Origin of the sequence: Singulisphaera sp. GP187 (assembly GCF_900129635.1) — a bacterium.
Taxonomy (GTDB): Bacteria; Planctomycetota; Planctomycetia; order Isosphaerales; family Isosphaeraceae; genus Singulisphaera.
On sequence record NZ_FSRB01000003.1, the window covers coordinates 1104699 to 1118132 of the forward strand.

Here is a 13434-nt window from a genome sequence, read left to right on the forward strand (position 1 = left end):
CGATGAACCAGCCTTCGGACCGATCGACGCCCCCCGGATCCTTCTGCGGCCGGACCCGCCGCGAATTTCTCTGGGAAGCAGGGGCCGGCTTCACGGGTCTGGCCCTCGCCGGCCTCCTCTCCGGTGACAAGGGCCTCGCGACGAGGGCTTCGGCCGCCGAGCTCGTCAAGAAGGCGAGCGCCAACCCGCTCGCGCCCAAGCTGCCGATGTTGCCGGCAAAGGCGAAGAGTGTCATTTTCTTGTTCATGTATGGGGGACCGAGCCAGGTCGATACGTTCGACTACAAGCCGAAGCTTTACGACCTCGACGGCAAGACGATCACCGTCAAGACGTTCGGCCGGGGCGGCAAGAAGAACGAAGGGCGAGTCGTCGGGCCGAAGTGGAAATTCCGCCCCTACGGCCAGTGCGGCAAGATGGTCAGCGACCTGTTCCCGCACCTGGCCACCTGCGTCGACGACATCGCGTTCCTCCACTCGATGACTGCCGACTCGCCGATCCACGGCTCGGCCATGCTCCAGATGAACACGGGGAAGATCCTCTCGGGGAGTCCTTGCCTGGGTTCGTGGGTGAACTACGGACTCGGCAGCGAGAACGAGAACTTGCCCGGCTTCGTCGTCATGCTCGACCCGACCGGCGGCCCGATCAGTGGCGCCAAGAACTGGTCGAGCGGCTACATGCCGGCGAGCTATCAGGGGACCATCCTCCGCTCAGGCGGAACCCCGGTGCTCGACCTGGCGCGGCCCTCGGGAAGCTCCGAGGCCATGCAGCGCCAGCTCCTCGACACCCTCAACGCCTATAACTCCGATCACCTGACCAGCCGGGCCGACAACAGCAACCTCGCCGCGCGCATCGCCAGCTACGAGATGGCCTTCTCGATGCAGCGGCACGCGCCCGAGGCCGTCGACATCGCCCAGGAGCCGGAAGAGACCAAGGAACTGTACGGCCTGAACGACGATCGGACCAAAGACTTCGGCAGGCGCTGCTTGCTCGCCCGCCGACTGGTCGAACGCGGCGTCCGGTTTGTCCAGCTCTACGCCGGTGGCGCGCACAACGACAGCAACTGGGACGCCCACGGCGACCTCGTCACCAACCACACCCATCACGCCGGCCGGACCGACAAGCCGATCGCCGCCCTTCTGATCGACCTCAAGCGGCGCGGCCTGCTCGACGAAACGCTGGTCATCTGGGGTGGTGAGTTCGGCCGTCAGCCAACCGCCGAGTACGCCGAAGGGACCGGGCGCGACCATAACGCCTACGGCTTCACGATGTGGATGGCCGGCGGCGGCATCAAAGGGGGCGTCAGCGTCGGCGAGACCGACGAGCTCGGCGGCACCGCCGTCACCGACCGGTTCCACGTCAAGAACCTGCACGCGACGGTGCTCCAGCAGATGGGCCTCGACCCCGAAGGGCTCACCTACTTCTACAACGGTCTCGACCAGAAACTGGTCGGCGTCGAAGGCGCCGAGTCGATCCCTCAGATCATCTGACGCGAGCTCTTGTCGGGTGGGCACGGCCCACCCAACAAGAGGGTACGCCTTACCAGGCCTCGCTTCAGGAGGCGTGGGTCGACGCGACAAGCTCAGGCCGGGGCGCCTTGGCCGGCGCTGGGATTGGGGCCGCCGCGTCGGCATGGCGTCCCAGGGGGAGTCGCGCGAGGTAGGCCCAGGAGAACAGGCCCGCTACGAACACGATGACGCTGATCCCTTGCGACATCGTCAAGCCGGCGAAGAAGACTCCTTCATCGCCCCGAAGCCCTTCGATCAAGAATCGGGTGATCGGATAGGTCACCATCAGCAGGGCCATCACCTCACCGTCACGACGACGGCGGGGGAAGTAGACGGTGAGCAAGGCCAGGATGACCAGCCCGTCGAGGGCCGCATAGACCTGCGTCGGCTGCACGGCCAGCGAATAGGCGTCATAAGGGGGGATCAAGCCGTCGGTGACATGACGGACCCAGGGGAGCGACTGCGCGGGGAACCGGATCGCCCAGGGGAGGTTCGACGGATCGCCATAGCAGCACCCGTTGAGCAGGCAACCGACGCGGCCGATCGCGCACCCAATGGCCAGGGCGGGGGCAACCGCGTCGGCCATCGGTCGGAACGGGAACGGGTGTCTCGCCCAGTAGAGCAGCGAACCGATCAGGCCCCCGATCAGGCACCCGTAGTAGACAAGGCCCCCTTGCCAGACCTTGAAGAGGTCGCTGAACCGCGCGACCGACTCCGGGTGCTGGAGGACGAAAAAGACCCGCGCCCCGATGATTCCGCCGGTGAGCAGCCAGACCGCCAACTCGGAGACGATGGCCGGGTCGAGCTTCTCGCGCCGGGCGCGCCAGGCGGTCAGGTAGAGAGCGGCGAAGCACGCCAGAAGGACCAGCACGCTGAAGCTATAGATCGTGATCTGCAGCCCCGGAACAACGAACAGTTCCCTGTACATGCCGATCGCCCTCCTGGCGCAAGCTGTCCCGTTCGCGTCCGTTCAACCCACCTCAGCGCCAGGAGCATGCCGAGAAAGCCGATTTCCGACAAGGCCAGATCGCGGTTCCGCACATCAAGGCTCGTCCTGCGCACGACGATGGGTGGTATTCCGACCGCTCGACGACTACGATCAAAGAGAATGGAAACGAACAACCAAAAGGCTGTGCGCCAGGCCCGCTTGATTCCGGGACACAAGGGTCATTTCGATGATGCGACGGTTCAGCGTTCCCCTGTTCACGACTCTCTTCATCCTACCGCTCGGGGCAGGTGCCTGGGGCGATGAGCCGGCCAGTCCGGCCGCGAAGGCCGAGTCCAAGAAGAAGACCGAGACAAAGCTCCTGGAGGGGATCAAGGCCCCGCCCGGCTTCGCGGTCACGCTGTTCGCCGCCCCGCCCGACATCCGTTACCCGGCCTGCCTCGCCGCCGCGGCGACGGGCGAAGTCTACGTCGGCGTTGATGAGAACGGCTCGCTCGACGCCAAGGCGGACCGAGGGCGGGTCGTCCGCTGCATTGATGACGACGGCGACGGCAGGGCCGACCGATTCAACGTGTTCGCCAAAATGGACAGTCCGCGCGGCCTGATCTTCGACGCCGGCACTCTCTACGTGCTCCACCCGCCCAAGCTGACCGCGTTTCACGACGATGATGGCGACGGTATCGCGGAGCGCTCCGAAGTCCTGGTCGACGGCATCGGCTTCGACCTGAAGTTCCGAGGCGCTGACCATACGACCAACGGGATCCGCCTGGGTATCGACGGTTGGATCTATGTGGCCGTCGGCGACTACGGCTTCATCAAGGCCGTCGGCAAGGACGGAACGATCCTGCAACTCCACGGCGGCGGTGTCGCCCGCGTTCGGACCGACGGCTCGGGGCTGGAGCAGTTCTCTCGCGGTCAGCGCAACATTTACGACGTTGCAATCGATCCCTTGATGAACGTTTTCACCCGCGACAACACCAACGACGGCGGCGGCTGGGACGTCCGGCTCAGCCAGGTCATCCAGACCGGCCAATATGGTTATCCGTCACTCTTCACCCGGTTCTCCGACGAGATCGTTCCGCCACTGGCCGACTACGGCGGCGGCTCCCCCACCGGCTCATTGTACATTCAGGAACCGGGCCTCCCTCCTGGTTTCGGCGATGCCCTCTACACCTGCGAGTGGGGCCGAAGCGTCGTCGACCGGCACCCGTTGGAGCCCAAGGGAGCCGGCTTCAAAGCGGGCAAAGAGCCGTTCGTCGAACTCCCCCGGCCAACTGACATGGACATCGACGGCCGATCGCAGATTTATGTCGCGAGCTGGCGTGAAGGGGGATTCGTCTACGACAAGCCCGACGTCGGCTACGTCGTCCGGGTCTCGCCCACGGGCCTGGCAACCCCCAAATTCCCCGACCTCAAGGCCGCGAGCGACGACCAGCTCGTGCGACACCTCGCCGCCCCCAGCGACGTGCTCCGCCTGAACGCCCAGCGCGAGATTTTGCGGCGTGGCAAGCCCTCGTTCGCCCCCGGACTCGAGGCCCTGGCGCTCGCGGACGGCCCGCTCCCCTCCCGCGTCGCGGCGCTCTTCACGCTCAAACAATTGCTTGGTCGAAAGGCGCAAGAAAGTCTCCTCCGCATGGCGAAGGTCGATCCACTCCGCGAGTTCGCCCTCCGCGCCCTGGCCGACCGGAAGCAGGAAGCCCCCCCGATCCCGGTCGAGCCATTCCTGAGCGCACTGGCCGACACCAATCCGCGGGTCCGCCTGCAGGCCGTCATCGGCTTGGCCCGCCTCGGCCACCGTGACGCGACCCAAGCGATCCTCCCCCGCGTCGAGGACGACGACCCTCTCGTTGCCCATGCAGCAATCAACGCCCTGGTTGCGCTCGATGCGGTCAACGTCTGCCTCAAGGCACTCGACTCGACGACACCGCGGCTGATCCCAGGGGCGGTGCGCGTGCTCCAGGGTCTGCACGAGTCGCGGACGGTCGACGGCCTCATTCAGAAGCTTCAGAACGACCGTGACGAGACGACCCAACGCGCCTGCTTGAAAGCACTCTGCCGGCTCTATCATCGCGAGGCCGACTGGGACGGACGGTGGTGGGGAACCCGGCCCGACACGAGCGGCCCCTACTTCACGGCCGCGACCTGGACCGAGACGGATCGGATCGACCGGACACTGTCCGAGGCGCTCAAGAAGGCCGATACAGGCCTGGCCCGCTGGCTACTCATCGAATTGTTCAAAAACAAGGTCGACCTGAAGGGATCCACCGCGTTGGCCATCAAATTGGCGGGCGACGACCCGACCTTGCGCGCGGCCTTGGTGGAATCGCTCGTCGGTCAACAAAACCTGACGGACGACGGAATCCGCTTCCTCGGTGCCGTCGCGGCCGCCGGCCGGGAAACCCCCGCCCTCAGAACCAAAGCGTTGCGGGGCCTGGTCCGCCACCTCGACCGGCCGTTGGCCTTGGACGCCGCGATCACGGGGTTCGCAACCGTCGCCGGTCAGGAGTCGCGTGACAGCGCCTTGAACGGGGTCCTCCAAGACTTTCTCCGCGAAGGCCGGCACGCGCGGGACCTCAAGCCGATCCTCGCATTCGTGAATGACACCGATCCGGCCCGGAGCACCTTGGCCTTCGCCGTACTCCTGGAGATCGACCGCAACACGCATTCGCCGGCCGAGGCCAAAGCCACCGTCCGAAAGGCGATCGACGCCGCCTGGAGCAAGCCCCAAACGGCCGCCAACCTGTTGCGGGCGATCGGTCATAGCCGCGCCGGCGTCTACGCCCTCCAGGTTCGCAACCACTTGCAGGATCCCAACCTGGACGTCCGTGACGCCGCGACCGTCGCCGCCCGCCGCCTCGACCTCGATCACGCGGCCCGCCGCGGCGGCAAGCCCGCGCCCACCGTCGCGACCCTTCCGTTCGACCAGGTCGTCGCCGGGCTTCAAAAAGTGAAGGGAGACCCGGCGCTCGGTGCCGAGCTCGTCCAGAAGCAAGGCTGCCTGGCCTGCCATACCATCTCGGCCGACGAGCCCCCCAAGGGTCCCTTCCTCGGCGGTATCGGAACCCGTTACAGTCGGGCGGAGCTGACCGAGTCGATCCTCAAGCCCAGCGCCAAGTTCGCCCAGGGCTTCGAGACCCAGAAGTTCGCCACCGTCGCCGGCCTGCAATACGAAGGCTTCGTCGTTCGCGAAGCCGGTGACGAAGTCGAGCTCCGCAACTCCGCCGGCGAAGTCACCGTTCTCCCCAAGAAAGACATCGAGGAACGGGGCAAATCCGAAACCTCCGTCATGCCAACCGGCCTGGCCGATACCCTGACGGTCGACGATCTCGCTTCACTCCTGGCCTATCTGGAGTCACTCAAGGCGAAGTGAGCCGAAACGGTTCCGACACCCATCTCAAGATGCCACGGGTTCCGTACTCAACCCGTGTGGGAAAACCACGGCCTGCCCGTCACGGGTTGGGTACAACCCGTGGCACCCATTAAAATCTTCAATGCAAGATTTGTCGTTACGATCCACATGGGTGCCACGGGTTCCGTACTCGGAACCCGTGTGGGAAAACCACGGCCTGTCACACCAGGACGGAGAGCAACTCGCAGTATTCCCCTCAGATCTCACGACTCGTAGGTTCGAGGCAGAGTTGAATCCATCTCCAGTGGCACAGGTCGGCACCCCGCATACCATCGTGCACTCGACCATTCCCATTCCACGGGCAAGTCGACCAGACCCCGTCGAACTGGGTTCTGGTGAAAGTAGTCGATGACTCGGATCAATGTATCCGGCTCGATGATATTTCGGTCGTATCCTCCGCCTGCCTGCCAGAATTGCCGAGCGATCGATCCGTCGGCTCGATGCACAGTGAGTTTCTCCAGCCATATCTGTGAATTCTGCTTAAGAAATCCGATGGCTTTTCGACCCACCGGTTGCTTCATCCTCCAAAGCATTTCAGAGATGTCATAGTCTACCACTCTTGGACAAACGAGGATGTGAGCGTGCTCTGGCATGACCACGTAGGCCCAAAGGTCGAATTGAGCCTGACGCCTTGCTTTATTGATCGACTCGACCAGCCACCGACAGGTACGTTCTTTCGACAAGAGCGGGAGTCGCTTATAGCAAGAGAACGTGAGTTCGTGGGCGTCGCCAGGAGCATTCGCTCGCCGACACGTCTTCCGATGCATCGTTACTCCACCGCAATAAGGCTGAGATCATCACCATGGCAACCGCTAACGTCGCACGATTTCCAAGGATAGAACCCGCCCCCATTCGAACAATCCCAATAGCCCATACGGAAGAAATCTTGCTTGAGTGCCACGGGTTTCACTCAACACGTACATGGCATGCCGTGGCTCTCCCTCACGGGTTCCGAGTACGGAACCCGTGGCACCCACCCACACAAACGACCGTGCTTCCCCACAAGAAAAGACTTCTCAATTGTTACTGCCATTCGAATCAGGCGGTGTCACTTCCCGGGCGAGCCGACTCCCACGGGTGGTTCAGTCGTGGCCACCGAGGGACCACCACGGCCGCAGGTCCAATCGACGGCGTTGCGTAGCAAGCGATTGAACTGAGGATCCGCGAAGTCGTCGACGTGCCCGAGCGAGGTGTAGAAGACCCGGCCGCCGCTGGCAGGGGCATTGACCCAGGCGATGGGTTCGGAAGGCTCGCCCGGGATGGTTCCGACGAGGAGTGGGGTCGCGGTCTTGGCCAGCGGGCTGACCTTGTAGAGCGAGCCGTGGCCGACCAGCTTGGTGGCATCGACCCCCTGTCGGATCGGGTGCGCGGTTTCCATGGGGGAGGGCTCGACAGTCACTTTCTCCCCGGCTTTGTGGTGGCCGTGGTAGTTACCGCCAAGGACCTCGGGGTCAAACGCCCCCCACGACGTGTGCCCGGCGGGGGCCGGCTTGTTGCCGGCGGCGGCGAAGGCGTGGCTCGCCGTTCGGATCCCGATGAGCGACTTGCCGCCGGCCACGTAGGCGCGAATCAGGGCGAGTTGAGGGTCGGGCAAGACGCGCCGGCGAACGCTGATCACGGCCGTGTCGGCGACGGCGAGGATCCCGAGGCCGGGGAGGTCGTTCCGCTCCGTGGTGCTGCCCAGGACATAGCTGACGTGGTAGTTTCGCCCAAGTTGCGCCGCGGCGAACACCGGAAGCGTGGTCTCGGTCTTGTACTCGTCCTCGGCGATCACAAAGACGACGTGCTGCCGTTTGTCCCCTTGAAATCGTGCGGGGGTGCCCCCCAGAAGCTGGTCGCTGGTGACGGTGGGACAGACGAACTTCTCGACGTGCTCGACCATCAGGTCGGTGCCGGCAAAATGGCTGACCCGCGGCGCGGAATGCGGGTCATACATCGTATCGGTCATGTCGCGCATCAAGACGACGTTCCGACCGTTCTTGGCCATCTGGCGAAGCCCGAACGGCCGCCCGAGCACACACATATTCAAATGAACGCCCAAAAGGACAACATTCTTGATTCCTCGGTGCTCGAGGACACTCCAGATTTCCTCGCCGCTGTCGCTGATCAAGTCGGTCTCGGGGACGATCGTGAGCAGCTCGGTCTGCGACTTCCAGGGCGCCTTGGGGTTGCGGCCCATCTTCGCGAGCGAGGCGGCCCAGGCCGCGTGTTCGGCCGGGTCGTCGTCCTCACCGCCGTTCGACTGGTCGATCGGGTAGGTCCCCTTTTCCTCGGCTGGAATCTGATAGCACCACTTGCCGATCTCGGCGGGAAGGGACTTCGAGCGGGGGGTCTCAATCGCCCGCCGCCGCGCTTCGTGATCTTTGTAGGCGTCCATGCAGCCGCTGGGGGCGTGGATGATCTGGACTCCGCGCTCGCGTGCCAGCTTGAGCACTTGATCCATCCTCGGCGCCATTTCCTTGGCGCGGCGGACGGCATTGAGGCAGTGGTGCAAGTCCCACATATCACAGACGATGATCGCGGTCTGTGTCGGCTCCCACGCCTCGGCCTTCTCCACGACCTGACATTGGCCGCTCGCCGGCGCGGTCTCCACGCGCGAGCGGAGGCGAAGATCGAGCTTCGGCCCGGCTCCCGCCGTGGGGAGTGTCTGTCCGAGCCCGGCCAGCAGCAGGGCTGGCATGAGGATTCGTCCCCAGCTTCGATCAAGGTGGAGCCGCACGGTTCGCATCGTTCTCTCCCTCGAGACACTCAAGCCAATGAGCGGAATCTTGTTTCATTCACGAATGAAATCGCCGAAGCGATCCCAAAAGGCCCGAACTCGCCGAGTATACCGCCCCGATGACACCGAGGGGAGAATGGGCCGAACCGTTCAGGTTCCCCGGCGAGATTGCTCTTTGTCAACGCCCCGCTGATGGGGTGCTTCGGGCATCACGAACTGCACACACTGGGAAATTCAGGCAAATAAGGCTGTCCTCCCCGTGGTCGAATTCCGTAAATTCCCAAGGACTCTGGAGTCGTGCCCGCTTCGTAGACGACGGTAATGACACGTCCAAAGCGTGGAAAGACGTGGTGGGCCGTGCCCACCAGTCCCGCTTGAGGAGAGCGGCCCGGCTCATTCGCAAGCCAAGGAGGCGACCGATGACGAGGTTGAGGATCGCGAGTCGTTACCGGAGCGGGGCGATTCTGATCGCTCTCTTTGCCGTCATCGGTAGTGGTTGTTCGGGCGATCGAGGGATGCGGCTGCGCTCCGAACGAGCCGGCCAAGATTCGGCGACCATCGCCAAGGACCGAAGGTCGTTCCCGCGAGGCCAGGTCATCCCCCCCGCAGGGCTCGGAGTCGACCTGGTCCGGGCCAACGGCGGCGGCGAGCCGCCCCAAGCTGAGGTGGGATTGGCCGGGTTCACCCACAATGGCGTACCCGGCCGTAACCCTTGATGCCAGAGGGGCCAGTCCGGTCAGCGAGGGCGGCTCTTGAACTCGCCGATCCCGACATCGACGTACTGGCCGCCACCGGTTTGATGACAGTGCACCGCGATGACGTTCTTTTTGCCGGGGCGGAGCGTCGCCCGAGCGGCGTCCGAGATCGGCATCTCTTCATACTCCGTCCCGTACCCGGCTGCCTTGGCGGCGAGAACGCCGTTGAGATAGACCTCCAGGTCTTCGTCGTGGTGCACTACCAGAACGAGACTGGCCACATCCGACGCGGGCAGTTCGACCTCTCTGCGGATCCAGATATCAGGGGACGACCAGTCGGTGCGGACCACCGCGTTCGGGGTTCCCTTGGTGCCGAAGCCGCCGGGGCCGGTCTTCCAGCTCGAGGCGTCGAAGTCGGGCTGGAACCACGCCGCGGCGGGCGCCTCGAACGTGTAACTCCAATCCTGCGGTGTTTCTCGTGAAGTCGGGACGACTTCCCGTTCCTCCAGGACGGTGGTGAACGTGCCGTTGTTCACGGCGGCCACCCGCGCGACGTCGACCTTGATGATCTCACGGTCGTAGGTCAGGAGACCGTTGGCCTCGGTCTCGACGTCGGTGATCTGGGTATAGATCGCCGCGCTCAGGCCACTCGACTCCTTCAAGTTCCACGATCGCTGAAGCAGTCGCTCATATTTGCGAGTCAGATCGTCCTTGCTCGCGGCCCCGCGATAGCCCCAGGTCTTCTCGGCCCAGGTGTGGCCGTCGACGCCCAGGCCAAGCCCGCCGAACTCGCCGAGCACGGCCGCGCGGTTCGGCTCGGTCGGAGGAGCGGCCGGACCGGGGTAAACGTGGATGTCGTGGAGGTCTCCCACGCCGGCGTGGTCGTTCCAACCGCTGGCGCAGTTGGCCAGTCTCGACGGGTCGAGCGACTTCGTCAGGGCGGTCATCCGCGCGGTCTCGAACTGGCCCCAGCCTTCGTTGAAGACCACCCACATAATAATGCTCGGATGGTTCGAGAACCCGGCGATCATTGCCTTGAGCTCGACCTCGTACTGCTTCGCGGACTCCGGGGTTCGCACCAGGTCCGGTTTGCCGGGCGCGATGCTCTGGTCGCCCGAGGGCATGTCCTGCCAGACGAGCAGGCCCAGGCGGTCGCACCAGTAGTACCAGCGATCGGGCTCGACTTTCACATGCTTGCGCGTGGTGTTATAGCCAAGCTTCTTGGTGATCTCGATGTCGTACCGAAGCGCCTCATCGGTCGGGGCCGTGTAGAGCCCGTCGGGCCAGAACCCCTGGTCGAGCGGGCCGACCTGGAAGACGAACTTGCCGTTGACCAGGAGTCGGGTAATCCCCTTCTCATCCGGTCCCAGCGCGACCTTCCGCATCCCGAAGTAGCTCGTGGCCGAGTCGACCACTTCGCCGTCGCGCTTCAGTTCGACGCGCAAGTCGTAAAGGAACGGACTGTCGGGAGACCAGAGCTTGGCCTGGGCGATCGGCAGATCGATCGGCTGGCCGACGCTCCCTCGGACGGTGGCCACGGTCTTCTCGCCGTCGAGGGCGACAACCTCGGCCGTGAGTCCTGCGTTGTCCCCCGCGCCCACGACCGTAATCTGTGCCTTGCCGCCGTCGACGTCAGGCACGATCTTCAGAGACTTGATCCGTGCGGGGGAAACCGGCTCGAGCCAGACGGTCTGCCAGATCCCGGTGATCGGAGTGTAGTAAATGCCGTTGGGGTTGAGGACCTGCTTGCCTCGAGGCTGGGTCCCTCGATCGGTCGGGTCGAAGACCCTGACGATCAGTTCCTGGTCACCTTCTGGTTTGAGGAAATCGGTCACGTCGAGCTCGAAGGGGTCGTAACCGCCTCGGTGGGTCCCCAGCTCCTTGCCGTTGACCCAGACCGTCGCTTCCCAGTCGACCGCGCCGAAGTGGAGCAACACGCGCCGGCCGTTCCACTGCTTGGGCACATGGAAGGCGCGTCGATACCAGAGGCGATCCGCATGCTTCATCACCCCCGAAAGGGCCGACTCGACCGGAAAGGGCACGAGAATCTGCTCGTCGAGCGCCCGCCCCACGGGCGGGGCCTCTCCCTCCTTGCCAAAGCCGAGTTGCCAGAGACCGTTGAGGTTGAGCCAGTCCTTCCGGACCAGTTGCGGCCGAGGGTACTCGGGATGGACCCGGTCAGGCTGGACGTCCTTGGCCCAACGGGTTGTTAACGGCCCCTGTTTCGGCTTCCAATCCGCCGCACGGACCAGGCTTAAGCCGGATCCGACGGCCAACCCGAGCCACAAGAGGGCCACTCGTTTGGTGTTCATGTTCGGTTGTTCCCTTCCACGACCTGACCTTACCAGACTCCTCGCACGATGGGCCTTCTACTATAACGAGTCTTCAACGGGGTGGGCACATAGCTCCCTGCCTGGGGGATTCTCCCTGGTCTGGGCGATCAAGACAGGGGGAACTCCGGAACGCTGACGAACCGACTTCCCGAAATCGGGCCACCCTGTGCCCCTGAATTCAGGAAGTAAACGCTGGTGGGCCGTGCCCACCCTACGAAAAAAAAAGTCGCTCATAACACTTGACCTGTCATGAACGACTTTAGTGATACATGATGATCAATTTCGCAATCAGGCCAGGAGCGGCGTAACGACGTGCGCCGGTTCGACTCCGGTCAGCTTCTGGTCGAGACCTTGATAGCGATAGGTGAACCGTTCGTGGTCGTAGCCCAGCAGGCGGAGGACAGTGGCGTGGAAGTCGCGAATATGGACCGGGTCTTTGACGATGTTGTACGAGAAGTCGTCGGTCTCGCCGTAAACCATCCCCGGCTTCGAGCCACCGCCGGCCATCCACATCGTGAAGCAGCGCGGATGGTGGTCGCGCCCGTAGTTCGTGGTGGACAGGCCCCCTTGTGAGTAGATCGTCCGGCCAAACTCGCCGCCCCAGATGACCAGGGTCTCGTCGAGCAAACCACGCTGTTTGAGGTCCTGGACGAGCCCCCAGCACGGCTGATCGACATCCTTACACTGGCTCGGCAGGCGGCCCGCCACGTTGCCGTGGGTGTCCCAGTTGTTGTGATAGACCTGGATGAACCGCACTCCGCGCTCCACCATCCTGCGTGCCAGGAGCACGGTGTGGGCGAAGCTGCCCGGCTTCTTGGCTTCCTCACCGTAGAGCTTGTAGGTCGTTGCCGACTCGTTGCTGATGGCCGTCAGGTCGGGGACGCTCGCCTGCATCCGGAACGCGAGCTCGTACTGTTGGATCCGGGTATGCGTCTCCGGGTCGCCCAGCGACTGATAGGTCATCTCGTTGAGCGACCGCAGGCCGTCGAGCATCTTGCGGCGGATCGCCGACGGGACACCGGGCGGGTTGTTGATATAAAGGATCGGGTCGCCACCGCTCCGGAACGAGACGCCCGCGTGCTCGCCCGGCAGATACCCCGACGACCAGAGCCGCGCTGAGATCGCCTGCACCTGCTCGGTGTTGCTCGGCTTGGCGACCAGCACGACAAACGTCGGCAAGTCGTCGTTGAGCGACCCCAGGCCGTACGAGACCCACGACCCCAGGCAAGGGCGGCCGGTGATCTGGTTCCCCGTCTGCATGTAGCTGATCGCCGGCTCGTGGTTGATCGCTTCAGTGTTCATGCTTCGGATGAAGCACATGTCATCAACCATTTTCGACGTATAGGGGAGCAGCTCGGAGACCGACATCCCGCTCTGACCATACTGGGCGAACTTGTACATCGACGGAGCGATTGGGAACCGTTTCTGCCCCGAGGTCATGGTCGTCAGCCGCTGACCTTTGCGGACCGACTCGGGCAAATCCTTGTCATACCACTCCTTCATCGTCGGCTTGTGGTCGTAGAGGTCGAGCTGCGAAGGCCCGCCGACCATGTGGAGGTAGATGACGTGCTTCGCCTTGGGCGCGAAGTGGGTCAGGATCGCCTGTTGCGTTTCCTTCTCGATTGCCGCGGCCCCCGCGCCTCGGCCGATCCCCGCGAGCGAGGCGAGCGCGGCCATTCCGACGGCGTTCGCCCCCCGACCGAAGAACTGGCGGCGCGTCTCGTAGCGAACCCATTCCTGAAAGAGACTCATCGCACGGTCCTCCGCAAAGAAAAGTGAGAGAAGGGGTGGCTCGCTTGACCGGTCAAAGGGACGGAAATCACGGCG

At 64.0% G+C, this 13434-nt stretch carries 8 protein-coding genes; 3 read left to right on the top strand and 5 right to left on the bottom strand.

Annotated features, from left to right (window positions below):
• The first annotated feature begins 2 nt into the window (after positions 1–2).
• Positions 3–1487: a DUF1501 domain-containing protein gene (locus tag BUS42_RS40425; RefSeq protein WP_074317378.1), complete on the top strand. Its 1485-nt coding sequence runs from the start codon at positions 3–5 to the stop codon at positions 1485–1487.
• 64 nt (positions 1488–1551) lie between these two features.
• Here the strand turns inward: BUS42_RS40425 and lgt are convergent, their stop codons facing one another.
• A complete protein-coding gene (gene lgt, locus BUS42_RS40430) occupies positions 1552–2433 on the bottom strand; it encodes a prolipoprotein diacylglyceryl transferase (RefSeq protein WP_074317380.1) in 882 nt (293 codons plus the stop codon).
• Positions 2434–2680: 247 nt separating this feature from the next.
• Between lgt and BUS42_RS40435 the strand changes: the two genes are divergently transcribed.
• Entirely contained in the window at positions 2681–5821 is a 3141-nt protein-coding gene (locus BUS42_RS40435; protein ID WP_074317383.1) for a DUF7133 domain-containing protein, read from the top strand.
• A 242-nt stretch (positions 5822–6063) separates the two neighbouring features.
• Here BUS42_RS40435 and BUS42_RS46885 read toward each other — a convergent pair whose 3' ends face one another.
• Both BUS42_RS46885 and BUS42_RS40445 read right to left on the bottom strand, forming a co-directional pair.
• Positions 6064–6627 carry an REP-associated tyrosine transposase gene (locus tag BUS42_RS46885; protein WP_074317385.1) on the bottom strand — a complete coding sequence of 188 codons (564 nt, stop codon included), beginning with the start codon at positions 6625–6627 and terminating at the stop codon, positions 6064–6066.
• 281 nt (positions 6628–6908) lie between these two features.
• Positions 6909–8588, bottom strand: coding sequence for a ThuA domain-containing protein (locus BUS42_RS40445; protein ID WP_074317387.1), 1680 nt, complete (start codon positions 8586–8588; stop codon positions 6909–6911).
• Positions 8589–8998: 410 nt separating this feature from the next.
• Here BUS42_RS40445 and BUS42_RS40450 point away from each other — a divergent pair, with 410 nt between their 5' ends.
• Complete coding sequence (locus BUS42_RS40450; protein ID WP_074317389.1) at positions 8999–9295, top strand: hypothetical protein; 297 nt, start codon at positions 8999–9001, stop codon at positions 9293–9295.
• A gap of 20 nt (positions 9296–9315) precedes the next feature.
• On the opposite strand, the gene BUS42_RS40455 is transcribed toward BUS42_RS40450, so the two are convergent.
• Positions 9316–11586, bottom strand: a complete 2271-nt coding sequence (locus BUS42_RS40455; RefSeq protein ID WP_074317391.1) for a glycoside hydrolase family 2 protein — start codon at positions 11584–11586, stop codon at positions 9316–9318.
• 309 nt (positions 11587–11895) lie between these two features.
• Positions 11896–13359, bottom strand: a complete 1464-nt coding sequence (locus BUS42_RS40460; protein WP_074317609.1) for a DUF1501 domain-containing protein — start codon at positions 13357–13359, stop codon at positions 11896–11898.
• Positions 13360–13434 lie beyond the last annotated feature (75 nt).

Bases quoted from the DNA above. Each gene is read 5' to 3' on its own strand.
- BUS42_RS46885 (WP_074317385.1), bottom strand. From the start codon at position 6,627: ATGCATCGGAAGACGTGTCGGCGAGCGAATGCTCCTGGCGACGCCCAC.
- BUS42_RS40445 (WP_074317387.1), bottom strand. From the start codon at position 8,588: ATGCGAACCGTGCGGCTCCACCTTGATCGAAGCTGGGGACGAATCCTC.
- BUS42_RS40455 (WP_074317391.1), bottom strand. From the start codon at position 11,586: ATGAACACCAAACGAGTGGCCCTCTTGTGGCTCGGGTTGGCCGTCGGA.
- BUS42_RS40450 (WP_074317389.1), top strand. From the start codon at position 8,999: ATGACGAGGTTGAGGATCGCGAGTCGTTACCGGAGCGGGGCGATTCTG.
- BUS42_RS40460 (WP_074317609.1), bottom strand. From the start codon at position 13,359: ATGAGTCTCTTTCAGGAATGGGTTCGCTACGAGACGCGCCGCCAGTTC.
- BUS42_RS40425 (WP_074317378.1), top strand. From the start codon at position 3: ATGAACCAGCCTTCGGACCGATCGACGCCCCCCGGATCCTTCTGCGGC.
- lgt (WP_074317380.1), bottom strand. From the start codon at position 2,433: ATGTACAGGGAACTGTTCGTTGTTCCGGGGCTGCAGATCACGATCTAT.
- BUS42_RS40435 (WP_074317383.1), top strand. From the start codon at position 2,681: ATGATGCGACGGTTCAGCGTTCCCCTGTTCACGACTCTCTTCATCCTA.